This is a genomic window from Arthrobacter sp. 10N43 (assembly GCF_056394525.1).
In genome coordinates this window covers 1-23662 of sequence record NZ_JBFTIA010000017.1, presented here as the reverse complement: position 1 = coordinate 23662, position 23662 = coordinate 1, and the positions used below count along the sequence as shown (strand labels likewise).

Here is a 23662-nt window from a genome sequence, read left to right as displayed (position 1 = left end):
GTGCGTGCTCGTGGCTGGAATGCTTGAGGGGTGTCGCGAACAGCTGTTCTGAGTGATGACCAGTGGTCCCGGATCGAGCCGCTGCTGCCGAGTTCGGAGGGGCGGCGGGGCCGTCCGTTCCGGGGCCACCGTCAGGTCGTGGAAGGCATCGTTTACCGTTACCGGTGCGGTATCGCCTGGCGGGATCTGCCGGCGGAGTTCGGGCCCTGGCAGACAGTCTGGAAGCGGCATCGCCGATTCGCGGCCGACGGGACCTGGGACCGGATCCATGCGCGGCTTCTGGCGGAAGCGGACGCGGCCGGTCAGATCGATTGGGCCGTGTCGGTGGACTCCACGATCAACCGGGCACACCAGCACGGGACGAACCTTCCCCGCACCACAGGGGGAGCTCCCGAATTACAAGAAACTGTTTGAGGAGCCACCGGACCACGCCATAGGGCGTTCACGCGGCGGACTGGGAACCAAGATCCATCACGCCTGCGACGGCAAGGGCCGGCCCCTGGCTATGATTCTTGGCCCCGGGCAGGGTGGTGACTCGCCGATGCTTCCTGTTCTCATGGAGGCTTTGACCGTTCCACGGCTCGGCGGTGGCAGGCCCAGGACCAGGCCCGATGCCGTGATGGGCGACAAGGCCTATTCGTCCCGGGCCAACCGGTCCCTACTGCGGGGCCGCGGCATCAAGACCGTGATCCCGGAGCCGTCGGATCAGATCGGACACAGGAAACGACGCGGATCCCGCGGCGGGCGCCCGGTCAGCTTCGACTCCACTGCTTACAAAGGCAGGAACACCGTCGAAAGGTCCTTCAGCCTCTTCAAACAATGGCGTGCCGTAGCCACCCGCTACGACAAGCTGGCGCTGACCTACCGGGCCGGCGTGGTGCTCTATGCCGTAGTCATATGGCTACGGCAATAAGGAGACACGCCCTAGGCAGGGTACGGCGCGTGGCGCGCCCCGCCGACGTCGGGACCGGTCATCATGGAGTGTTGGTGCGTCGTTGCGGATTCCGACATCCGCCGCACCCCCACTAATGCCGCCGCACACAGGAGAACGCATGGACACGCCCCCGGAGCTGATCGACTTCACGACGGGAAGCCCACGTATCGCCGATCTGGACGTGGCGTGGATCCACGGATCAGAGTCCGCAAAGCACAATACCGACCCGGACATCCAGGTCCATGCCTGCGGCGAGCACACGTTCATCCTGCGCCAGAACATGGCCGTCAACTACGAGGCGCCGTTCATGTTCCTGCTGTTCGGCAACGACCGGGCCGTGCTCATCGACACCGGCGCCACCGCGTCCGCGGACTTCTTCCCCCTGCGCCGCGTTGTCGACGGCTTGGTGGACAGGTGGCTGGCCGCTCATCCCCGCGACGAATACCGGCTCCTGGTCCTCCATACGCATCCGCACGGGGACCACGTTGCCGGTGACGCCCAGTTCGCCGGCCGGCCCGACACCGTTCTGGTGGACGCTGGCCGGGAGCGAGCATGGGAATACTTCGGGTTTTCCGGCGACCCAGATGGCGGCGACAGCGGCGACGGCGGCGCCGCCGCCGTTCAGACGGCGCACGTGGATCTGGGCGGACGCGTCCTGGAATGCTGGCCCAGCCCGGGGCACCACAACGCGGCTGTCACGTTCTACGATCCCCACACCGGGTTCCTGCTCACCGGAGACACGGTCTATCCCGGCCGGCTGTACATCCAGGACTGGTCCGCGTTCAGCCGCTCCATCGACCGGCTGATCCGGTTCTGTGGCATGAACCCAGTCACGCATGTCCTGGGCTGCCACATCGAAATGTCGAGGGAGCCCGGCGTCGACTATCCGATCTTCACCACTTACCAGCCCGAGGAACCACCACTGCAGATGACAGTGGACCAACTCCGGGAGATCCGCCGGGCTATCGACGAGGTGGGCGGCCGCCCCGGCCGGCACGCGTTCCCCGGCTTCGTCCTCTGCATCGAGGGGGACTGAACCGGCCAGCCCACCCGGCGGGCAGTCACCCCGCGAGTGGGCACTTCGCGAGTGAGCACTTCGCGGCAATGTTTGTCACGAACATTGCCGCGAAGTGCCATCTCGTCCGGACGCCGGGGGTCCGCCGGAATCCTTGCGCAAACCTGCGGCTGCGGTGCGCTGCGGCCTAGCGCAGTGCGGCGTTTTCCGCGTCCTCGGGCCCGACGAAATTGCACGAGGCAGGGTGGCGCACGGGCAACGTGCAGGTGCGCCCGGTGGGCAGGTGGACATTGCCGCACCATCCCGCCATGGCCACGTCTTCGCGGACATGGGTGACGTGCGTGCTGCCCTGATCCTGGGGCGCTTCCTCACGGCTGGTGGGTTGGGGGCTTCCGGACGCACTCTGGTTTTGGCTGTTCACGGCTGCAACTCCTCGGGACCTGCTGTGCAGAAGGGATGGGAAGGATGCTTAGTTTTATCCGAAGCCATCAGCTTCGCACGGGCGGGTTAACACCGAGTTACGGGAATGTAAGGATCTGCCCAGCCTGGGCGCCGGGCACGCCAAAAGCGCTGAACCCGCTGCCAGTGGCGGGTGGCTAAGTTCCTTCGCCCGGCACGAGGACCTGGACCTCGTGTGCGGCAAGGGCAGCCGCCAACTCGGCCGGGGGCGTGGTGTCAGTGATGAGGTAGTCGGCCGCGCCCAGGTCCGCGATCTGCGCGAAGAGGCTGCGCCCGAACTTCGACGAGTCGGCGAGGACGGCAACCTTGGTGGCGCGGTGCATCATGTCGGCCATCATCACGGCCTCATCCAGGTTGCTGGTCGAATACCCGCCCTCTGCCGAGACGGCGCCCACGCCAATGATCGCGAGGTCGCAGCGGATGTTGATCTCGTTGACCTGCCCGGGGGCGCGGAAGGCGAGCGGACCCAGGGTGGCCTGGGCGCTCAGGCGCACGGCGCCGCCGACAACCCAGAGATCGCGGCATACGTTGGGCGAGAGTTCGGCGGGGATCCGCAGATTGTTGGTCACGACTGTGAGTCCGCGCTGATCGTGGAGGTGGCGGGCGGCGGACAGGGCGGTGGTCCCGGCGTTGAAGATGACCACTGATTCATCGTGGACCAACCCGGCCGCGAGCGCCCCGATCTTTTCCTTGGCCGTGGTCTGCAGGCGCGACCGCACGTCCACGCCCGTGTCTGCACGCGGGTGGGCGGTGAGGCTGACGGCGCCGCCATGGGTGCGTATCAGGACGCCGTCCGCATCGAGCTGATCCAGGTCACGGCGGATCGTGTCCGAGGAAACCTTGAACCGGTCGGCGAGCGCCGCGACCGTCACTTCCCCTTCTGCGCCGACAAACGCGGCGAGATCGGACTTCCGCCCGGCCGGCAGGCGGGGCCGGCTCTGTTCCAGGTCCCCCACTGATTTCTGCATGTACCAGATGTAGCACAGAAGTGCGTTTTCTTGCCATTATCTGCGCGGCATTTTCGGGGTGATTCCGCAAGAGTGTGCGGCCAAGCCTCAAAAACGTAGCAATTGGGCAGTTGTCGGGCACTTGTTGACGCGCGATGTGACGTGGATTACTGTGCAGATATGCGCACAAGTTTGCAGGAAAATGCAACAACCGGCGTAAATAGGCACTCTTTGATAGGAGAGTTATGAGCAAGGATGCTCGAGTCAAACGCGGCGTAGTAACCGCAATTGCGGCTGCAGCGGCCGTCACTTTGATCGCCGGGTGTGCGGGGGCAAACGCCGGAAGCGGCGGAACATCGGCAAGCAGCGATGTCACCCTCGAATTCGCGCAATGGTGGGAACCGGAACTTCCGGCAGGATCGCTTCGGCAGCTCATGGACCAGTTCGAGCAGCAGAATCCCGGCATCAAGGTCAAGCTCCTCAGCGGGCCATACGCCTCCACGAAGGAACAGGTGGTGGCCGGGGCAGCGGCCGGCACCATGTCCGACGTCGTCGGCCTCGACGGCGCGTGGATCAGCGACTTTGCCAAGCAGGGGGCGATCGCGGACCTCGGCAAGCTGATGACCGACGCCGGCTATGACCAGAACCAACTGACCAGCCAGGTCAAGGTTGAAGACGCGTCCTACATGCTCCCCGTGCTGAACTTCGTGTACCCCATGTTCAGCAACAATGACCTGCTGGCCAAGGCGGGCGTCACCAAGGCCCCCGCCAACCGGACCGAGTTCGCCGCCGCAGCCAAAGCGGTGAGCGCACTGGGCGGCAACGCCAAGGGCTGGGTCATGCCCCTGTCCCTGGAAGCTCCGAACGGCGTCCAGAATGATGTCATGTCGTGGGCCTGGGCGTCCGGGCAGAGCATGCTCAAGGACGGCAAGCCGGACCTGACCTCACCCGAGATCACGGGCACCGTCGACTACGTCAAGGGCCTGTGGGACGCGGGAGCGATCGCCCCCGGTTCCTTCACCATGAAGGAGCAGGACAAGGTGGAGGAATTCACCAACGGCCGCGTGGGCATGATGATCGACTCCCTGGCCCACATCACGGCCATCCGGGAAAAGAACCCCAACCTCAAGTTCAGCATTTCTGCTGTTCCCGCGGCCGACGGCTTTAGCGGCAAGCGCGGCATCCCGTACGCCTCCTGGGGCATCGGCGTCGCGGAAAACAGCCAGCACAAGGCGGAGGCCTTCAAGCTCATCCAGTTCCTCATGAGCGAGAAAATCAACGGCGAACTGGCCACCACCGCCAACGCCTTCCCCGGCAACAAGAACGCGACGCCGGACTTCACCGGCAAGGACGAGCTGTTCAAGACCGCGTTCGACGTCTACAAGAGCGGCTACCCCGCCAACGAGTTTGTGGGCCTCCCGGTCGCAGAGCAACTCATGCGCAGCTTCGCCGAGCAGTTCCAGAAGACGCTCTCCGGAGACCAGTCGGTCGACGACATGCTGAGCAAGACCCAGGACGCCTGGAAGCAGAAGTTCTAGCCCAACCTACCGGGACCCGGGCTGCGCCAGGTTCGAAAACCTGGCGCGGCCCGACCCCAGGAAGCTGTAGACATGGTTCTCACAACCGAAAAACAACCGGTGCAGGGAACCGGGACCGGTCCCGGTCCTGGACTCCCGTTGGCGCGCAGACGCAGGATCAACCTGGTTCCGTACGGGTTCCTTTCACCGACAGTGCTCCTGATCGTCGTCCTGATGCTCATCCCGATCGCGATGGTCATCTGGTACTCGGTGATGGACAACGTCATCACCAAGAAGAACCCCAAATTCGTCGGCTTCAGCAACTACGCCGAAGTCCTCGGCAGCGAGGTCTTCCACACCGCAATCACCAACACCGTTTTCTTCACAACGGTCAGCGTGGCCGCGCACCTGGTACTTGGCCTGGTCTTCGCCATGCTGCTGAACACACGGTTCCTGACGTCCTTCACCAGGGCGATCTTCCGCGTGATTTACGTGATGCCGTGGCTGTTCACGGTGGCGATTATTGCCATCCTGTGGCGGCTCCTGCTGAGCCCCAACGGGATCATCAACTTCCTGGTCATGGAGCTTGGGCTTTCCACCACGTCCATCGAGTGGCTGGCGTCCCGCGACACTGCGCTTCTCGCGGTCACGTTCATCAACATCTGGGCGGGCTACCCCTTCTTCATGGTCAGTCTCCTGGCCGGGCTGCAGGGCATTCCGAAGGATCTCTACGAGGCCGCGCGGGTGGACGGGGCCAACCCCTGGCAGCAGTTCGTCAACATCACCCTTCCGCAGCTGCGCCCCATCATCATCAGCATGGCGCTGCTCGACCTGATCTGGACCAGCCAGCAATTCGCGCTCATCTGGATGACAACCGGCGGCGGGCCGATCAACTCCACGGAAATGCTCAGTACGTTCACCTACAAGCTGGCGTTCAGCGACTACAACTTCTCTATGGCGGCCGCCAGCGCCGTGATCATCCTGGTCTTCTCCATGGTGCTGGCCTTCTTCTACGTCCGCTACCAAAAGGCGCGTGATTGACATGATGACCACGAGACAACGCCGCGAACAGGCCAGCAAAATCGGCATCATCCTGGCGCTCTGTGCCGGCGCGGTGTTCGCCGGGTTCCCCGTCCTTTGGATGCTGCTAAGTTCCTTCAAATCCAATACCGAGATCTTCGAGTTCCCGCCTCGCATCATCACCGAGAACTTCTCCTTCGGGGCCTACGGTGCCATCTTCGGAGACCCCACGAAGGTCCGGTTCTTCATCAACAGTTACGTGGTGTCCCTGACCGTCACAGCCTTGACCCTGGTCGTTGCGCTGATGGCGGCCTACGCCCTGAGCCGTTTCGAGTTCCGCTTCAAAAGCACGCTGAACATCGTCATCATCAGCGTCCAGGCGGTCCCGCCGATCACCCTCCTGGTGCCGTACTTCGGCCTCATGGTCTTCCTGAAGCTCTTCAACTCCTACCAGGGCCTGATCCTGACCTACATGGTATTCACCCTTCCGTACGCGATCATCATGCTGACCGGCTACTTCAACACCCTTCCCAGGGAGTTGGACGAGGCCGTCAAGATCGATGGCGCCGGCCATATGGTGGCGCTGTGGCGGGTCCTGGTTCCCGTCTCCGTACCCGGGATCGTCTCCGTCGGGATCTACACGTTCATGATCGCCTGGAACGAGTACCTGTTCGCCCTGACGCTGACCAAGACCCCGGACATGCGGACCGTTCCCATCGGCATCCAGCTCCTCATGGGCCAAAACTCCTACGAGTGGAACGAAATGATGGCGATGAGCATCCTCGGCTGCATCCCCATCCTCATCCTCTTCCTGTTTTTCCAGCGCTACTTCATCGGCGGCATGACCTCCGGTGCCGTCAAGTAGATAGCTCTCAACCAAGCCGCCCATCGTGGGTCAACCAAGAAAGAAGAACAAACAATGTTGGTAAATGGAAAAGTAATGCTCGACGTCGCAAACGCCAATAACTTCGCAGTCCCGGCCTTCAATATCAGCGACTACGCCATGATGAACGGCGTGTTCGAGATCAGCGAAGAGCTGGAGGCGCCCGTGATCATCGCCATCCACCCGGACGAACTTAGCCACATCGGCGTCGACATGCTGCCGGCCATCATTTCCCGGGCGCACCGTTCCACCGTCCCCGTCACGATCCACCTCGACCACGGCGCCACCTACGAGCAGGTCCTGACCGCCATCCAGGCAGGCTTCACCTCAGTCATGATCGACGGCTCCACGCTCCCGTTCGAGGACAACGTGGCGATTACGAAGAAGATCGTGGAAACCGCCCACGCCGTCGGCCTCTCCGTGGAAGGCGAACTCGGCACCATCGGCAAGACCGACGACGAAGCTGAGGACGGCACCGCGACAATCGTCTACACCGAACCTGCGGACGCCGTTCGCTTCGTCGAGGAGACCGGCGTCGACAGCCTGGCCATCGCGATCGGCACCTGCCACGGCATCTACCCGGCGCACATGAAACCGGAGCTGAAGCTGGACCTGCTCCGCGAGATCAAGGACGCCGTCAACGTCCCCCTCGTCCTGCACGGCGGCTCCAACAACCCGGACAGCGAGATCGGCGAATCCGTAAAGCTCGGCGTCAACAAGATCAACATCTCCAGCGACATCAAGGTGGCCTACCACCAGAAGATGCGTGAGGTCTTGGCCGACGCCGGGGTGCGCGAACCCAACACCATCCAGCCGCCGTCGATCGCGGCCATGAAGGTGGTCGCGGCGCACAAGATTGCGCTGTTCGACGCCGCGGGCAAAGCAAAGCTGTACTGAGCACGGCCATGACGCAGAATGTGGTGCTGGGGCTCGGCGGAACGGTCGACTATGAAATCAGGTGGGACTCCGCCGTCATGGATGAACTGGTGGCGTCCTACGGGATCCGGCCGGAGGAGCTGTCCCGGACGATTCCGGTCGAAACCGAGCGCGATCTGACGCTCACCCTGCTCGCATTCCTGCGCGACGGCGTCGGGGGAGAGCGGTTCATCGCCTCCTCCGACGTCGTCGAGGCATTCGCCGCCCGGTTCGAGAAACGTGTCACGCTGGGCGGCACCCCGGTCAGGGCGGCCCTGGCCATGTCCAAGATTGGAGTCCCCAGCACTGTGCATCTGGTCAGCATCGACGACGACGTCCGGCGGCTGCTGCCGGCAGGCTGCCAGTATGTGTGCAGCGCGCCGGGGGACTCGACCGACCCGCACCTGATCGTCCAGTTCAGCCAGGGCGACGCCGTCCGGGTGGGCGATGTGGTCTTGGCGGCGCCTTACCCCAACCGGGTCATCTACACCAACGACCCTCCGAACACCGAAATGCTGCTCAGTAATCAGCTCGGCGGGCTGCTGGGGACCGCTGACGTTTTCCTCGTCTCCGGGCTCAACGTCATGAATGATCCCTCGGCGCTGGAGGAACGGCTGCAGGAACTGCGCGGGCTGATCCGGAGACTCGGCCCAGGCGCCCGGGTGGTTTACGAGGACGCGGGCTTCCACCTCCCGGAATTCGGGGACCGCGTCCGGGATGCCATGGCGGCGATGGTGGACGTCTACAGCCTGAACGAGGATGAAATGCAGGCGTATCTTGGCCGCGAGCTCGATCTCCTCGACGCCGCGGAGATGGAGTGCGCACTCACCCAGCTCCGGGCCGTGGTTCCCGCCAGGGCACTCATTGTCCACACCAAGTACTGGTCTGCGGCCCTAGGCCAGGAGGCTGCCAGCTTCACGGCCAGCCTCCGCGGAGGCATCACCATGGCCAGCACCCGGTTCTGCCACGGCGACGACTTCACCGCCGCCGACTACCACGCCGTGGCGCGGATGCCGACGCACCCTGCCGGAGCGGAATTCAGCACGGCGATCGAGGAACGGCTGGCGCCCCTGGTCCGGTGCCTTCCGGCCTTGGCGCTCACTCCGGCCGTCCCCACCACCATCGGCCTGGGTGATTCGTTCGTTGGCGGATTCATTGCCGCGCTGGGCACGGTGCCTTCCTCCTCTGGGGCTCGAAGCGTTCCCGCCTCCTCGGGGGCTTGACGCGGCGACGAGCCGGGCCCCCGTGCTTCACCCAGTGCGGGAACCCTGAACGAAATCCCGGCAGGCCTTTTGCCACCACCGGGCCGTTCCTCATACTGGAAAGGCAGATCCGCGATTCCGGGCGGAGGACGGTGGTGGCTGATGAGCAGCGGCGTGAGTGGTTCCAGCAGTGCGTTCCGGCGCCGGGTGGAGCGTGCCGCGGAACTCCGGGCGGTGCGGGCCTCGGGCAGTACTGCCCAGGAGAATGACGCGCTCCACGCCGCCGAGGAGGAACTCCGGCAAAAGCGCGCCCGGATCGACGATGCCGCCAAGGCCGAGTACCTGATCCGCGACGCCATGGCACAGGGCAAGTTCGACAACCTCAAGTACGCCGGCAAGCCCATTCCTGGCCTGGGCGAGGCGTATGACCCGGACTGGTGGGTCAAGGGCCTGATCCAGCGGGAGAACATCTCCGGCCTGGGCCCGAAAGCGATCCTGCTCCGCACCGAGGACGCCGAGCTGGATGCCCGGCTCGACGCCCAGTTCAGCGAAAAGCAGGTGCGCGAAATCGTGGCGGACTTCAACGCCCGGGTCATCGACGCCCGGCGGCAGCTCCAGGGCGGGCCGCCTGTGGTCACCAAGACGCGCGACGTCGACGTCGAACTGGACCGCTGGCGGGGGCGCCGGGCTGCCGCGGCCGCCGCTGCCCCGCCCGAGCCGGCGCCGAAGCAGTCCTGGTGGCGGCAGCTTTGGAACGGGACGGGTTAAGCGCCGGCCGGTTAGGCACCGGCCGGGGCGTGCCCGCTGGAGCCGCGCACCACCAGCTGCGTCGGAACGAGGTGCAGGCGCTGCGGAAGATCCCGGTGTTCTCGCCGTTCCAGGATGAACCTGCCCGCCTGCAGGCCCACGGCGAAGTTGCCGTTGTCCACTGAGGTCAGGGACAGGTGGCGGATCCGGGCGAGATACGTGTTGTCGTAGCCGACCAGTGAGAGATCGCCCGGCACGGACAGGCCCTGGTCGGCGGCGGCCGAGAGCGCGCCGATGCAGGCGAGGTCGTTGAAGGCAAAGATCGCGGTGGGCCGCTGCGGTCCCGCGAGCAGGCGGCGCGCGGCGTCGTACCCGCTTTCCTCACTCATTCCGCCGGCCACCACCCACGGGGCAAGCCCGGCGTTCCGCATCGCATCCTCGTAGCCTTCGCGCCGCAGCCGGCCGATCTCGCCGGGACCCTGAAGGTGGGCGACGCGCCGGTGGCCAAGTCCAATGAGGTGCTCGGCGGCCTGGCGGGCGCCGGAGACGTCGTCGTCCACCACGATGTCCGCGCCGGGCAGCGCGGGCTCCCGGGTGCCGGCCAGGACCACTGGCACGCTGGCGATGGCGGCCTCCAGGGCCGCCTCTTCCGGTGTGGTGCCGACGACGACGAGGCCGTCGATGCGCTGCTCGAGCAGGGTGTCCACGGAGCGGCGGCCCACCCGGTGGTCGGTGTAGGAATCGACGAGGACGGGGGAGACGCCGGCCGCGTGCAGCGTCGCGCTCAGGCCCTCGAGGAGTTCGACAAACCAGGGATTCCGGAGGTCGTTCAGCAGCACGCCGACGGTGCCGCTGTGCGGGCTCGACAACCCGCGGGCCAGCTGGTTGGGCTTGTAGTCGAGTTCGGCCATCGCGTCCAGGACAGCCTGACGGCGACCGGCGCCGACGTTGGAGGACCCGCCAAGCACCAGGGAAACGAGGGACTTGGACACTCCGGCGCGCTCGGCGACGTCGCGGATCGTGGGCCGGCGGGGCGGTGGGCCGGGGGCCGGCGGGTGGTTCATGACGCTCCTCCTGTGGATGCCGTCCCAGCATAAGGGGTTGACGAGTGATCCCGACACCGTCCATTATGGACCGGTCCAAGTGTTTGTCCAAGTAGTCATCCAAGCAGATGTCCAGCAGTGAGGAATAGTTATGAGTGCACCACAGTCCGGGCGGCTCATCGCCGGGATGGTCGGCGGCGGCGCGGGCGCCGACATCGGCAAGACGCATCGGTACGCGATGCGGCTGGACGGGCAGTTCGACCTCCTGGCCGGCGTGTTCGGCCGGGACCGCGGCCGCTCGGCCGCCCTCGCCGCGGAACTAGGCATCCCGGATGACCGTGCCTACGCCAGCTACGGCGAGATGGCGCGGGCCGAGGCCGCCCGCGGGGACGGCGTCGACGTCGTGGCCGTCGCCACCCCCAACGACAGCCACTTTGAGATCGCCCGCGCCTTCCTGGAAGCCGGGATCTCGGTGGTCTGCGAAAAACCCCTGACGCAAGATTCCGCCACAGCCGCGGAACTGGTGCGGATCGCCGCTGAGCACGACGCCGTGCTCGCCGTCCCGCACTGCTACTCCGCCTACGCCATGGTCCGGCACGCGGCCCGGCTGGTGCGCGACGGCTGGCTCGGCGCGGTCACGTTTGTCGACGTCGAACACGCCTCCGGCTGGGCCACGACGCCGCTGGAACTGCTGGGGCACAAGCAGGCGTCCTGGCGCACCGATCCCGACGTCGCCGGCTTCCCCAGCGTGGTGGGCGACCTTGGCACCCACGCCTATCACCTGCTGCGCTACATCACCGGGCTCGACGCCGAGCGGCTCTCCGCACGGCTGAAAACCCTCGTGCCCCAGCGCCGCGTCTTCGACCACGCCACGGTGGAAATGGACCTCACGGGCGGCGTGCCGGCACGGCTGTGGGCCAGCATGGCCGCCACCGGACACAACCACGGCCTGCGCATCCGGGTCTTCGGCGAAAAGGGCAGCCTCGAGTGGCAGCACGAGGACCCGCACCACCTCACGCTGCAGGACCTCGACGGCACCACCACCATCCTCACCCAGGGGCTCAGCACGCTCTCCGAGGACGCCACCCGCCTCACCCGGGTGGGCCTGGGCCACCCCGAGGGCTTCCTCGAGGCCTTCGCCAACTTCTACGTCGACCTCGCCGAGGTGCTCCGCGCCCGCCGCGACGGCACAAAACTCCCGGCCCGCGAACTGAGCTTCCCCACCGGCCGCGACGGCCTGATCGGCGTCCAGTTCGTCGAAGCGGTGGCCGCATCGCACACCAACGACGCCGGCTGGATCACGCCGAAGTCGGCCCTTTACGAACTCCACGAGACAGGACACTGACATGCTGCGCTTCGCCCTCCTGGGGGCCGGTTTCATCGGCTCCGTCCACGCCGCCAACCTCGCCGCCCATCCCGGCGTCGACTTCTCCCGGGTCTATGACATCGACCAGAACCGGGCCAAGGCCCTGGCCTACACGCACGGAGCCCGCGCCGCCGCGGATCTGGACGAGGTGTTCGATCCCGAACACATTGACGCGGTGTTCATCGCCTCCTCAACGGACACCCACGCCCAGCACCTGGTCCGCGCCGCCGACGCCGGCCTGGCCGTGCTGTGCGAAAAGCCGATTGACCTGGACCTTGACCGGGCCCGGGAGGCGGCCGCCCACGCCGCCGGGCGCGCCGTGCCGGTCATGGTCGACTTCAACCGCCGCTTCGACCGCGACTATGCCGAACTCAAGCGGATCATCGACGCCGGCGGGATCGGCGACGTCGAACTCCTCCAGCTCACCACCCGGGGACCGTCCATCCCGCCGCTGTCCTACATCGCCACCTCCGGCGGCCAGATGCGGGACCAGACCGTGCACTTCTTCGACCTCGCCCGCTGGCTCACCGGACTGGACCCGGTGGAAGTCTTCGCGGTGGGGTCCGCCCTGGCCGATCCCCGCCTGGCCGAGTACGACGACGTCGACACCTCCGCGGTCACGCTGCGGCTGCCCACCGGGGCGCTGGTCCAGATCGACAGCGCCCGGCGTACGGGCTACGGCTACGACGAGCGGATCGAGGTCATGGGTTCCGCCGGCCTGGTCGAGGCCGGCCGCCGCCGCACCGGAGCCGTGTCACGCTACAGCGCCGGCCAGGTGGTGGACGACGGACTGCACCCCGGGTGGTTCGAGCGCGTCCAGCCCACCTACGCGGCGGCCCTGGACCACTTCGTTGCCGCGGTAGCGGGCGGAACTGCCCCGACGCCGTCGCTCGATGACGGGCTCAAGGCCCAGGCCATCGCGGAGGCCGCCACACGCTCCCTGCACACGGGCCGGTCCGAGCCGATCGAGTACTAGGACTGTCTTCGCACGGCGGGGCACGGGACAGGACAGCGGGGCCGGCCGCGGGGCTGGCCCCGCCGTGCTCACCGACGAAAGGTGGCGGCCCAGGCGGAACGGACTACCCTGCTCTTAACTGGGTCTTTCCGCGAAGAGAACAGCTAGGAGCACCAATGTCTGAACAGGAACCTGTCCTGGTGGTCGGCGCAACGGGACATCTCGGCGGCCAGGTGGTCGACCGGCTTCTCGCCAACGGTAAGAAAGTGCGCGCGCTCGTCCGCCCGGCCTCGGACGCAGGAAAACTCCAGGCCAAGGGCGTCGAGATAGCCCGCGGCGACATGCTCGACCTCGATTCGCTCGTCTCCGCCATGACCGGAACCGCCGCGGTCATCACGACGGCGGCCGGCTACACCGGGAAGAACAAGAACGCCCACGAGATCGACACGCGTGGCAACACCAATCTCGCCCTCGCCGCCAGCAAAGCCGGGGTGCCACGCTTCGTGCTCACCAGCATCCTCACCAGTGACCAGACACCCGGCGTGCCGCATTTCTGGCACAAGAAGCTCACCGAGGACAAACTCGAAGAACTTGGGGTCCCCTTCGTCGCGCTGCGGCCGGGAGCATTTTTCGACCAGGTCGCCCTGATGGGCGGTGACCCGTTCGAGAAGGGCCGCATCATCTGGCTCGGCTCTAAAAGCGTCCCGCTGACGTTCGTGCTGGCCAGCGACCTTGCGGCCTACCTCGCCGCGGCCGTCGACGCGCACGTCGCCGATGGGGAACGCATCGATATCGGCTGGACTCGCCCGATCAGCATGCGGGAAGGCGCCGCCCTGGCGTCCAAAGTGGCGGACAAGAAGATCAGGGTCCTGGCCATGCCCGCCGGAGTGCTTCGCACCGTGGGCAAGGTTGCGGGAAAGTCCGCCCCGCTCATGAGCGACATGGGAGCCATGGCGGCCTGGTTCGATACCGGACGCTACGTGGCGAATACGAGCCGCCAGGCAGAGGTTTTCGGTCCCGTGCCAACCCCGGAAGACGCCATCGCCCGCTTCGCTGCCCGGCTGGGCCACTGAGGAGCGAAGCCCTGGTGGTGCCGTGACGATGCGCTCGGACGGGAGACGCCCGGATCACGGACGACGGCGGAGGGAGGTCCCGCCGTCGTCGTCCAACGCGCCTTCCGGTAACCGGACGCGGGCCTGCCCAAAATTGCTGGGCGGCGCTACTCGGCGATAGGCCGCTGCCGTTGCCGCTTCGTCGCCGCCCGCTGTTCCTTGGCGGCGAGGCGCCGGCGGTTCGAGCCCCGGGTGGGCTTGGTAGGCCGGCGTGGGGCGGCTCCGGGAGCAAGGCCCTCCGCCACGAGGTCGGCGAGCTTGGCCAGGGCGATTTCGCGGTTCCGCAGCTGGGAACGCCGCTCCGAGGCGGTCACGGTGACCACCCCTGCGATCAGGCGTGGTCCGAGGCGGGCGAGCAGCATCAGCCGCTGGCCCTCCGATAGCGCCGCCGAGCCGGCCACGTTCCACGAGAGCTCGGCCCGGCTGTCCGAAGTGTTGACGTGCTGGCCGCCCGGCCCGGACGATCGCGAGAACCGCCAGCCGAGTTCCGACGCGGGAATCGTGAGCGCGGGCGATACCTCCAAGTCCATGCACCAAGCGTTGCACGATTTTGGCGCGCACGGCCGAAGTCGCCGGAAAGCTGCCAGTTCGCCGGAAAACTCCGGCGAGTTCGCAGGTTTCCGGCGACCTCGCCGGGCTCGGGCTCGGGGCGCCGGGCTCGAGGCTCGGGGTGCGAGGTGCCAGACCGTGGCTTCGCGGGCACGACCGGCGTAGCCTGCGCATAGGCGCACGCATCGCGCCCTGCACGCCAGCACGAAGCAGGCGATTCCCATGGAAGAGTTTGGCACGGCAGACAGTCCGAGCCCCCGGCTGGCGGCGTCGGACGAACCAGGGCGCCTGCCGCCGTCGCGCGGGCCGTTGCGCCTCGCGGCCACGCTGGCGATTGCCGGCTTCGCGGTGTCCGTCGTCGCCGGGCTGCTCCATGCCGACACGGCCAATGCCAACGACCACGCGGCGACGTTCGCCGAATACGCCCGCAGCGGCATCTGGACCGCCGTCCACCTGGGCCAGTTCGCCGGCATGACGCTCCTCATTTCAGGGCTGCTGGTCCTGCTGGTGGTCCTGAAAGCGCCGGACGGCGCCATGGCCTGGACGGCCCGCTTCGGCGCGGCGGCGGCCGTCGTCGCGCTGGCCCTGTATGCAGCCCTCCAAGCCGTGGACGGGGTTGCCCTCAAGCACGCAGTGGACGCCTGGGCCGCCGCCGCGGAACCGGAGAAATCCGCCCGGTTCGCGACCGCTGAGGGCATCCGTTGGCTGGAGTGGGGCATGCGCAGCTACCAGAGCTTCGTGCTGGGCGCGGCCCTGCTCCTGACCGGCACCGTGGTTGTCGGGGCGCGACGCGTCGCCCGGCTGATCGGCTACCTCATGGCCCTGTCCGGACTTGCGTACCTTGCCCAGGGCTGGATCATCGGCGCCGAAGGCTTCTCCCCGGCGAATACCATCCCGACACTTGCCGGGATTGTCCTGATCCTTGTGTGGACCCTGTGGCTTCTGGCCAGCGCATGGTTCGGCAAGGCCCGGCCGAAGTAGCCGGAACGTTGCCGGTTCGCCGGAAAATTCCGGCGAACTCGCAGGTTTCCGACGACTTCGGCGGGCTGCGAACCGGGCTAGGGCAGCCGGTAGCGGATACCCCAGCTGAGGTGCCATGTCTCGCCGGGGGCCAGCCAGCGCAGGCCCTCACCGCTGTTGAAGGCATTGGCCGGAGCCGTCATCGGTTCCACGGCGACGGCTGTGACCAGGCCGCCGCCGTCGCCGGGGAAGATTCGGGTGGTGAAGGACTGCACATAGCCGAAGGATGCATCCATGAACAGCTGCACCTGGCTGCCGTCCGGGGCTTCGAGATAGTGCCGCGAGCTGCCGTCCGGTTCCCGGCGGACGTCGCCCCACGCGTCATCGAGGTCGACGGCGCCCACGCGTTGCCCTGCCCGGAAGTCATACCGCGTCCCGCCGACAGCTGTGGTGGCGCCGGTCGGGTTCAGCCGTTCGTCGACTTCGATGTGGGTCTCGGCATTGATGAACAGTTTCAGGTCTTCGGTCGGGACGGTGCCCAGCTTGAGGAAGGGATGGGCCCCGACGGCGACCGGGGCGGACCGGCTGCCCGTATTGGTCAGGCCGTGCATGACGAGGAGCCCGTCCGCCGTGAGCTGATAGCGGACCGTTGTCGCGAGTTCAAAAGGGTAGCCCGGTGCGGGGGTGACATCGGCGGCCAGCGTGATGCTGTCGGCCGTGCGGCCCGCGACACTGTACGCGGCACCGGACAGCAGACCGTGCAGGGCGTTGCCGTTGGCCGGTTCCGTGATCGCCAACTGCTGCGGGGCGCCGTCATGGGTCCACTTTCCGTCCGCCACGCGGTTGGGCCACGGCACCAGGACCCAGCCCGCGCACGACGGCGGTGCGGACGCGGCGGGGTAGTCCTGCAGGAGGTCGACGCCGTCGACCTCCAGGGCGCGCAGGCTCGCGGCGATTTCCGTCACGACCGCGCGTTGGCGGCGGCCGCCCAACGCTGCCTGCAGTTCGTAGTGCTCGCCCATGGGCGAGATGGCCTGCTTCTGCACTGCTTGGTTCTGCATGGTCAGCCTGTCTGTGACGCGGGTGCGCGTCCTGGTGATGGCACGGTGGCGGTTCCGATGCCCGCGGGATCGGCAAGGAATTGTGCGAAGGCCAGCTCCGCGGCTCCGATCATCATCAGATCCGAACCGAGCGCCGCCCGGTAGATCTTCACCTGGCCCGCGGGGCCGTCCAGGGCCTGGGAGAGCAGCGCTTCGTTCAACGACGTCGGGGCGAGCGCATGCAGCGTCCCCAGGAAACCGCCCAGGACGATGGCCTCCGGGTTGAAAATGTTCACGGCATTGCGGAGCGCGATGCCCAGATACAGAAGCTGGCGCGCCACCTCGTCGTTCACCGTGGCGGCGTTGCTGCTGGCCAGGGCCTCTTCGAGGTCGGCGGCGTCGCCGCTGCCCAAGCCGGCCAGTTCGCGGAGCCGGGACTGGGACACTTCGGTTTCCAGGCAGCCCGTGGCGCCGCAGTGGCAGGTGGTGCCTCCGGAGCGGACAAAGGTGTGGCCGAGTTCCCCGGCGTAGCCGGACGCGCCCCTGAGCAGTTGCCCGTCGGAGATGATCCCGCCGCCAATGCCGCTGGCGCCGCCGTTGAGGTAGATCAGGTTCCCCTGCCCGGCGCCCGCCCCGAAAATCATCTCGGCCTCGGCGCCCAGGGAGGCGTCGTTGGCGGCCTGGCACGGGTAACCCGTGGCCTCACCCAGCATCCGGGCGACCGGTTCATTGCGCCAGCCCAGATGCGGTGCATGCCGCACGACGCCGTCGTCGCGGTTAACCAGGCCGGGCACGGCCACGCCGATGCCGGTGATCCGGTAGGAGGCATCCAATTCGGAGCGCATCCCGGCGATCACAGCCGAGGCGATGTTCACCGCTTCCCGGGCGCTGGGGATCCGTTCGGTTGCGAACCGGATCTTCTTTTGCACCTTCCCGCCGAGGCTGACCAGGCCGATGGTGACGGCGTCGATTTCCGGATTGACGGCCAGCGCCGCAACCGACGGGCTGGGATGGACCTCCGGACTGGGCCGGCCCACCTGCCCCTCACCGGCCGGCGCCGTTTCATAGACCACGCCCAGGGCCACGAGCTGGCCGATCAGCGTGCCGACGGTGGAGCGGTTCAGCCCCGTCTGCCGCGTCAGCTGGGCGCGGCTGAGGACGCCGTGGTGATGGACGAGGGAAGTCAGCAGCGACAAATTATTGCGGCGCGACGGGTCCGGCTCGCTGGCCGCGGCGGAAACAGGGGTACGTGGAGGCATCATCGTGACACTATCAGCGGCCGAACACCGTGCGGTCCAGGAAGGCGTTGCGGAATTTTCCGGCCGGATCGAGCCGGCCGGCCAGTGCGGTGAAGTCGGCAAAACGGGGATACAGCGGGGCGAGCCCGGCGGCGCTGGCGTGGAACAGTTTGCCCCAGTGCGGCCTGGCGCCGAACGGGGCCAGTTCCGCTTCGAGGAGCGGCAGGATTGCCCTGACCGCCGGTTCGTCCTGCCGCCAGGTGAAATGCAGGCCGATCCCGTCCCGGCCGTAGTTGGGGCTGAGCCACAGCTCGTCTGCCGCGATGGTCCGGATTTCCCCGACCAGCAGCAGGGGAGTGACCACGCCGGAGAGCCTGCGCATCGTGCGGAGGGCCTCCACGGCGTGCTCCCGCGGGATCAGGTATTCGCTCTGCAGCTCGTCGCCCTTGCTGGGGGTGAACTCCATCCGGAAGTGCGCGAGCCTGTCAGCCCACGGCCCGGGAATGCCGAGTTGCTGGGTGCAGTTGCTTCCGGACACGCCGGGCAGCGGGTGACGGGCCTGGGTGGCCGGCGTGCCGGAGAAGAATTCCGGCAACCCGGCGGGCAGCACGGCCCGGTCCGTGCGGTTCTTGAGCCACGCCTGGCCCACCGACGGCCCGCTCCAGTCGGTGAACAGGCTCACGCTGTAGGCCGAAGAGGTCAGCGCGTCGAAACTTTCCAGGACCTGGTCCCAGTCGAGGCCTTCAAAGACGCTCTGGGCAATCTCGAAGCTCGGCTCAATGTCCAGGGTCAGCCGGCTCACGATGCCCAGGGCGCCCAGTCCCACCACCATGCCGGCGAAGTCGGGATCGCCGCGCCGGGCCGAGACCACCGTGCCATCGGCAGTAACCAGCTCGAGCGCCGCCACGGCCGTGGCGAGGTTGCCGTTGGCGTCGCCGGAACCATGCGTGGCGGTGGCAACGGCTCCCGCCACCGAGATGTGCGGCAGGGAGGCGAGGTTGTGCAGGGCGAAGCCGTGGCGCTGGAGCTCCGCCGCGAGCGTCCCGTAGCGTGTGCCGCCGCTGACGCTGACGGTCATGGACTGGGCATCGATGCTGATGCCGGCGTCGAGCCTGTCCAGCACCACCAGGGTCCCGGCGGTGTCCGCGATGTCATTGAACGAGTGCCGGGACCCCAGCGCGCGGACCTTTCCGGCGCCGGCCACGACTTCCTGCAGCTCGGCGACGCTGGCCGGATGGAACATTTTCGCCGCCTGGTAGCCGTAGTTTCCCGCCCAGTTGCGCTCGATCGCCAGCTGGTCGATCACGGTTGAATCCTTCACTCCGGGCCCCTTTGGCTATGTGCATGCCTGTTCGTGCTTCATCGGCGGCACTATTTGCTGTTGTTCACAACATAACAGCCGCTTCCGCAAAACGCTACGGAAATCCCCTGTGAATCTTCGCAAGGGAGCGGACCAGTTTTCGGAAGTCTTCATCGGAGTGTGGTTGACACCACAGAAATCCATAATATGTTTGTGTGTAGAACAATTCATTCTGAACCCCCGGCAACACATCTACCCTCGGAGCATTCAATGACGATTCAGCCCACCCGTGAAGACAAGTTTTCCTTCGGCCTCTGGACGGTCGGCTGGGAGGCCCAGGACCAGTTCGGCTCCGCCACCCGCCCGCCGCTGGACACGGTCGAGGCCGTCAACCGGCTCAGCGACCTCGGCGCCTACGGCATCACCTTCCACGACAACGACCTCTTTCCCTTCGGCTGCTCTGCCGCCGACCGCCAGCGCGAAATCGACCGGCTGACGGGCGCGCTGAAGGCCACCGGAATGATCGTGCCGATGGTCACCACCAACCTGTTCAGCCACCCGGTCTTCAAGGACGGCGGCTTCACCAGCAATGACCGCGGCGTCAGGCGCTTCGCCCTGCGCAAGGTGCTGGACAACATCGATCTCGCGGCCGAGCTCGGTGCGGAAACCTTCGTCATGTGGGGCGGCCGCGAAGGCAGCGAATACGACGCTGCGAAGGACATCCGCGGCGCCCTGGAACGCTACCGCGAGGCCGTGAACCTGCTCGGCGACTATGTCACGGACAAGGGCTACAACATCCGGTTCGCCATCGAGCCCAAGCCCAACGAACCCCGCGGCGACATCCTGCTGCCCACCCTGGGCCACGCCCTGGCCTTCATCGAAACGCTCGAGCGCCCCGAACTGGTGGGCATCAACCCCGAAACCGGGCACGAGCAGATGGCCGGCCTGAACTTCACGCACGGGATCGCCCAGGCCCTCTACCAGGGCAAGCTCTTCCACATCGACCTCAACGGCCAGCGCAGCATCAAGTTCGACCAGGACCTGGTGTTCGGCCACGGCGACCTGCAGAACGCGTTCTCCCTGGTGGACCTGCTGGAAAACGGCGGTCTCGACGGCGGTCCGGCTTACACCGGTCCGCGCCACTTCGACTACAAGCCCAGCCGCACCGAGGACATCGACGGCGTGTGGGACTCCGCCGCCGCCAACATGCAGACCTACCTGCTGCTCAAGGAGCGCGCCAAGGCCTTCCGCGCCGACCCCGAGGTCCAGGCGGCCCTGCAGGCCTCGCGTGTGGCCGAAATCAACGAACCCACGCTGAACCCGGGCGAGGGCTACGAGCAGCTGCGTGCCGACCGCGCTTCCTACGAGGACTTCGACGCCGACGCCTACTTCGGCGGCAAGGGCTTCGGCTTCGTGAAGCTGCAGCAGCTCTTCATCGAGCACCTGCTCGGCGCCCGCTGATCTCGTGACGGCTGCTCCCATGACACTCGTTGCCGGCGTCGACTCCTCCACCCAAAGCTGCAAGGTGGTGGTCCTGGACGCCGGCACGGGCACGCTGGTCCGCGAAGGCCGTGCCGCCCACCCGGACGGCACCGAAGTGCACCCCGACCACTGGTGGCGGGCTTTGTCAGAAGCGTTTGACGACGCCGGCAGGCTGGCGGACGTCAGCGCGCTCTCGGTGGGGGGCCAGCAGCACGGCATGGTGCTGCTGGATCACGCCGGCGAGGTGGTGCGGCCGGCGCTGCTGTGGAACGACACCCGATCGGCCGGGGCCGCGGCCGCGCTTACCAGCGAAGTGGGGGCGGAGGACTTTGCTCGGAGGACCGGGCTGGTCCCGGTGGCCTCTTTCACCATCACGAAGGTCCGCTGGGTCCGGGAGCACGAGCCGGACCTGGCGGACCGGGTGGCGGCCGTCGCGCTGCCCCATGACTGGCTGACCTGGCGGCTCCGCGGTTACGGCCCGGCAGCCTCCAGCCCGCTGGGCCCGGACCTGGAGCAGCTCACGACGGACCGCTCGGATGCTAGCGGAACGGGCTATTGGAGCCCCTCGGCCGGGGAGTACGACCTTGACCTGTTCAAGCTGGCCTTCGGCCGGGACGCCAGGGAAGCAGCCGGGAACGCCGGGCCCGGGGAACCGGGAACCGTAGTCCTGCCCCGGGTTCTTGGCCCCGGCGACTCCGCCGGATCGATCCACCCCGGCTGCTTCGGACGCGAAGCGGCGGACCTGCCGGGCACGGCGGACCTGCCCGGCACGGCAGCGGGATCCGGCACGGCAGCGTCCGGGCACCGGATCCTGCTGGGCGCCGGTGCCGGGGACAACGCGGCCGCCGCTCTGGGACTGGGAGCGCAGCCGGGGGACGTGGTGGTGTCCGTGGGCACCAGCGGCACGGTGTTCTCGGTGGCGTCCCGCGCCGTCGCCGATCCCAGCGGAACGGTGGCGGGATTCGCGGACGCCAGCGGCGAGTACCTGCCCATCGCCGTCACGCTCAACGCCGCACGGGTGCTCAGCTCCGTGGCAGGCATCCTGGGTGTGGACTTCGACGAACTTTCGCGCCTTGCCCTGGACGCCGAACCCGGCGCCGGGGGCGTGGTGCTGGTGCCGTATTTCGAAGGTGAGCGCACGCCCAACCTGCCCCACGCCAAGGCCAGCTTCCACGGGCTCAGCATTGCCTCCAGCACGCGGAGCAACCTTGCCCGGGCAGCGATTGAAGGCATGCTGTGCGGCCTGTCCGGCGGGCTGGACTCCCTGCGGGCGCAAGGCGGCGCCGCAACACGCCTCCTGTTGATCGGCGGTGCCGTGCAGAACCCGGCGGTGCAGGCCATCGCGGCCCAGGTCTTCGACCTGCCCGTAGTGGTCCCCAGTCCGGGGGAGTACGTGGCGCGGGGTGCTGCTGTCCAGGCCGCGTGGGCCCACCACGGCAACCGTCCGGAGTGGCCGGTCGCGGTGGACGCCGCGCCGGCCCCGGACTTCCAGCCGTTCATTCGGCAGAATTACCTGAGGGCGTGCGGCCACATTGACTCCGGCAACTGAGCCGCTGCTGGCCGGAACGCCGCTGCTTGCCTCCAGCCATCAGGATCCCCTCCGCGACTCCGGCAATCCTGTCCACTGGGGCGTGGTCGCCACCGGCAGGATCGCGTCCATTGTCACCAGCGATCTCGCCCTGTTGCCGGACGCGGTCCTGCATGCTGTCAGTTCCAGGTCCCGTGCTGGCGCGGAGGAGTTCGCCGCCCGGCACGGTTTCCGCCGCGCCTACTCAGACGACGACGGCGGCCTTCCGGGATACGTCCAGCTGATCCAGGATCCCGACGTCGACATCGTGTACGTCGCCACGCCGCACGCCAGCCACTTCGCCGTGGCCAAGGCGGCGCTCGAGGCCGGCAAGCACGTSCTGTGCGAGAAGCCGATCACCCTCAACGCGCGGGACGCAGCTGTCCTGGCCGAGCTGGCCCGACGCAAGGGGCTGTTCCTGATGGAGGCCGTCTGGACCCGATTCCTTCCCAGCATGCAGCGTGCGGCGGAAATCATCGCCTCCGGTGAACTGGGTGAGGTCCGGTCGGTCCAGGCGGATCTTGGCTTCCCCGCGCCCCGGTTTCCGGGGGCCCGGCTGTGGCAGCGGGCGGCAGGCGGCGGCGCGCTGCTGGACGTCGGCGTCTATCCGCTGACCTGGGCACTCATTGCGTTGGGGGCGCCTCAGTCCCTGACGGCCGCGGCCCACGTCAACGGCGACGGCGTGGATGCCGAAACCGCCGTTATCCTCTCCTATTCCTCGGGGGCCTTCGCCCAGTTCCTCGTCTCGCTGACCACCGTGTCGACTCAGACAGCCACGGTGTCCGGCACGAACGGCATGCTGCGGTGCAACGCGCCGCTGTTCAACCCGACGGAGCTGGCCCTCACGTTCGGCTCGGGAGAGACCCGGCTGGAGACCTTTGTGCCCGCGGGACACGGGTACACCTACCAGCTGCGCGAGGTGATCCGCTGCCTTCAACTCGGACTGACGGAGAGCCCCACCATGCCGCTGGACGACTCGCTGATGGCCATGTCGCTGCTCGATGAAGTCCGCCGGCAGGCCGGAATCACGTACCCCTCCGACTAGCCCGGGACCAGTTCAGATCAGCGCCTCCGGCGCCACAAGACAACAGCGCATGCGGGCGTGGTTCACGCCCGCATGCGCTGTTGTCTTGTCGGGAAGGGACACCCGTGGTTCTCAGAGGGTGTGCCAGTGGCTGTTGTTGCCGGCGCTGGTTTCGATGGCGGCGAGGACTTTTTGGACCTGGAGGGCGTCGGCGAAGGAGGGTGAGGGCGGCCGGTTGTCGGCGATGGCGTGGATGAGGTCGACGGCCTGGTGGGTGAAGAGGTGTTCGTAGCCCAGGCCGTGGCCGGTGGGCCACCAGTTCCCGGTGTAGGGGTGTTCGGGTTCGGTGACGAGGATCTTGCGGAACCCGGCGTCGGGGCCGTCGGC

General features: G+C 67.3%; 21 protein-coding genes and 2 pseudogenes. 15 read left to right on the top strand and 8 right to left on the bottom strand.

All coding sequences use genetic code 11. The annotated features are described in order from the left end of the window. Positions 1-30 precede the first annotated feature (30 nt). Positions 31-913, top strand: a pseudogene (locus tag AC1DDO_RS20735) (IS5 family transposase). A gap of 139 nt (positions 914-1052) precedes the next feature. Next, the gene (locus tag AC1DDO_RS20730; RefSeq protein ID WP_476972661.1) at positions 1053-1970 is read left to right on the top strand and encodes an MBL fold metallo-hydrolase; all 918 of its coding nucleotides are present in this window, start codon (positions 1053-1055) and stop codon (positions 1968-1970) included. 166 nt (positions 1971-2136) lie between these two features. Here AC1DDO_RS20730 and AC1DDO_RS20725 read toward each other — a convergent pair whose 3' ends face one another. Both AC1DDO_RS20725 and AC1DDO_RS20720 read right to left on the bottom strand, forming a co-directional pair. Continuing rightward, positions 2137-2370, bottom strand: coding sequence for a hypothetical protein (locus AC1DDO_RS20725; RefSeq protein ID WP_476972660.1), 234 nt, complete (start codon positions 2368-2370; stop codon positions 2137-2139). Positions 2371-2545: 175 nt separating this feature from the next. Then, entirely contained in the window at positions 2546-3376 is an 831-nt protein-coding gene (locus AC1DDO_RS20720) for a DeoR/GlpR family DNA-binding transcription regulator (RefSeq protein WP_476972659.1), read from the bottom strand. A gap of 224 nt (positions 3377-3600) precedes the next feature. Here AC1DDO_RS20720 and AC1DDO_RS20715 point away from each other — a divergent pair, with 224 nt between their 5' ends. The 6 genes from AC1DDO_RS20715 (at position 3601) to AC1DDO_RS20690 (ending at position 9660) form a co-directional block, all read left to right on the top strand. Continuing rightward, positions 3601-4893, top strand: coding sequence for an ABC transporter substrate-binding protein (locus AC1DDO_RS20715; protein ID WP_476972658.1), 1293 nt, complete (start codon positions 3601-3603; stop codon positions 4891-4893). 72 nt (positions 4894-4965) lie between these two features. Then, complete coding sequence (locus AC1DDO_RS20710) at positions 4966-5913, top strand: carbohydrate ABC transporter permease (RefSeq protein WP_476972657.1); 948 nt, start codon at positions 4966-4968, stop codon at positions 5911-5913. Position 5914: 1 nt separating this feature from the next. Further along, positions 5915-6757 (top strand): carbohydrate ABC transporter permease, encoded by an 843-nt coding sequence (locus tag AC1DDO_RS20705; RefSeq protein ID WP_476972656.1) that lies wholly within the window; start codon positions 5915-5917, stop codon positions 6755-6757. Between the two features lie 54 nt (positions 6758-6811). Next, positions 6812-7672 carry a ketose-bisphosphate aldolase gene (locus AC1DDO_RS20700; RefSeq protein ID WP_476972655.1) on the top strand — a complete coding sequence of 287 codons (861 nt, stop codon included), beginning with the start codon at positions 6812-6814 and terminating at the stop codon, positions 7670-7672. Positions 7673-7680: 8 nt separating this feature from the next. Further along, positions 7681-8913 carry an ADP-dependent glucokinase/phosphofructokinase gene (locus tag AC1DDO_RS20695; RefSeq protein WP_476972654.1) on the top strand — a complete coding sequence of 411 codons (1233 nt, stop codon included), beginning with the start codon at positions 7681-7683 and terminating at the stop codon, positions 8911-8913. Positions 8914-9054: 141 nt separating this feature from the next. Beyond that, on the top strand, positions 9055-9660 hold the full coding sequence (locus AC1DDO_RS20690) for a DnaJ family domain-containing protein (RefSeq protein WP_476972653.1): 606 nt from the start codon (positions 9055-9057) through the stop codon (positions 9658-9660). Positions 9661-9671: 11 nt separating this feature from the next. Here the strand turns inward: AC1DDO_RS20690 and AC1DDO_RS20685 are convergent, their stop codons facing one another. Next, positions 9672-10703 carry a LacI family DNA-binding transcriptional regulator gene (locus tag AC1DDO_RS20685; RefSeq protein WP_476972652.1) on the bottom strand — a complete coding sequence of 344 codons (1032 nt, stop codon included), beginning with the start codon at positions 10701-10703 and terminating at the stop codon, positions 9672-9674. Positions 10704-10833: 130 nt separating this feature from the next. On the opposite strand from AC1DDO_RS20685, the gene AC1DDO_RS20680 reads away from it, so the two are divergent. From AC1DDO_RS20680 to AC1DDO_RS20670, 3 genes are all read left to right on the top strand, one after another. After that, positions 10834-12027 carry a Gfo/Idh/MocA family protein gene (locus AC1DDO_RS20680; protein ID WP_476972651.1) on the top strand — a complete coding sequence of 398 codons (1194 nt, stop codon included), beginning with the start codon at positions 10834-10836 and terminating at the stop codon, positions 12025-12027. Position 12028: 1 nt separating this feature from the next. Further along, positions 12029-13024: a Gfo/Idh/MocA family oxidoreductase gene (locus AC1DDO_RS20675; protein WP_476972650.1), complete on the top strand. Its 996-nt coding sequence runs from the start codon at positions 12029-12031 to the stop codon at positions 13022-13024. A 155-nt stretch (positions 13025-13179) separates the two neighbouring features. Beyond that, the gene (locus tag AC1DDO_RS20670; RefSeq protein WP_476972649.1) at positions 13180-14076 is read left to right on the top strand and encodes an SDR family oxidoreductase; all 897 of its coding nucleotides are present in this window, start codon (positions 13180-13182) and stop codon (positions 14074-14076) included. Between the two features lie 146 nt (positions 14077-14222). Here AC1DDO_RS20670 and arfB read toward each other — a convergent pair whose 3' ends face one another. Further along, positions 14223-14645: an alternative ribosome rescue aminoacyl-tRNA hydrolase ArfB gene (arfB, locus tag AC1DDO_RS20665; RefSeq protein WP_476972648.1), complete on the bottom strand. Its 423-nt coding sequence runs from the start codon at positions 14643-14645 to the stop codon at positions 14223-14225. Positions 14646-14886: 241 nt separating this feature from the next. Here arfB and AC1DDO_RS20660 point away from each other — a divergent pair, with 241 nt between their 5' ends. Further along, positions 14887-15645: a DUF4386 family protein gene (locus AC1DDO_RS20660; protein ID WP_476972647.1), complete on the top strand. Its 759-nt coding sequence runs from the start codon at positions 14887-14889 to the stop codon at positions 15643-15645. A 77-nt stretch (positions 15646-15722) separates the two neighbouring features. Here AC1DDO_RS20660 and AC1DDO_RS20655 read toward each other — a convergent pair whose 3' ends face one another. From AC1DDO_RS20655 to AC1DDO_RS20645, 3 genes are read right to left on the bottom strand one after another with little or no spacing between them, the layout of a single operon-like run. Beyond that, on the bottom strand, positions 15723-16685 hold the full coding sequence (locus AC1DDO_RS20655) for an aldose 1-epimerase family protein (RefSeq protein ID WP_476972646.1): 963 nt from the start codon (positions 16683-16685) through the stop codon (positions 15723-15725). 2 nt (positions 16686-16687) lie between these two features. Next, a complete protein-coding gene (locus tag AC1DDO_RS20650) occupies positions 16688-17926 on the bottom strand; it encodes an ROK family protein (protein ID WP_476972645.1) in 1239 nt (412 codons plus the stop codon). Between the two features lie 10 nt (positions 17927-17936). Further along, positions 17937-19145 (bottom strand): FAD-binding protein, encoded by a 1209-nt coding sequence (locus tag AC1DDO_RS20645; protein ID WP_476972708.1) that lies wholly within the window; start codon positions 19143-19145, stop codon positions 17937-17939. Between the two features lie 327 nt (positions 19146-19472). On the opposite strand from AC1DDO_RS20645, the gene xylA reads away from it, so the two are divergent. From xylA to AC1DDO_RS20630, 3 genes are read left to right on the top strand one after another with little or no spacing between them, the layout of a single operon-like run. After that, complete coding sequence (gene xylA, locus AC1DDO_RS20640) at positions 19473-20663, top strand: xylose isomerase (RefSeq protein ID WP_476972644.1); 1191 nt, start codon at positions 19473-19475, stop codon at positions 20661-20663. Positions 20664-20682: 19 nt separating this feature from the next. Continuing rightward, positions 20683-22233 (top strand): xylulokinase, encoded by a 1551-nt coding sequence (locus AC1DDO_RS20635; RefSeq protein ID WP_476972643.1) that lies wholly within the window; start codon positions 20683-20685, stop codon positions 22231-22233. Further along, positions 22217-23296: a Gfo/Idh/MocA family protein gene (locus AC1DDO_RS20630; protein ID WP_476972642.1), complete on the top strand. Its 1080-nt coding sequence runs from the start codon at positions 22217-22219 to the stop codon at positions 23294-23296. The genes AC1DDO_RS20635 and AC1DDO_RS20630 overlap by 17 nt, the downstream gene beginning before the upstream one ends. 111 nt (positions 23297-23407) lie before the next feature. On the opposite strand, the pseudogene AC1DDO_RS20625 reads toward AC1DDO_RS20630, so the two are convergent. Continuing rightward, positions 23408-23662, bottom strand: a pseudogene (locus AC1DDO_RS20625) (gfo/Idh/MocA family oxidoreductase); the annotation flags it as partial.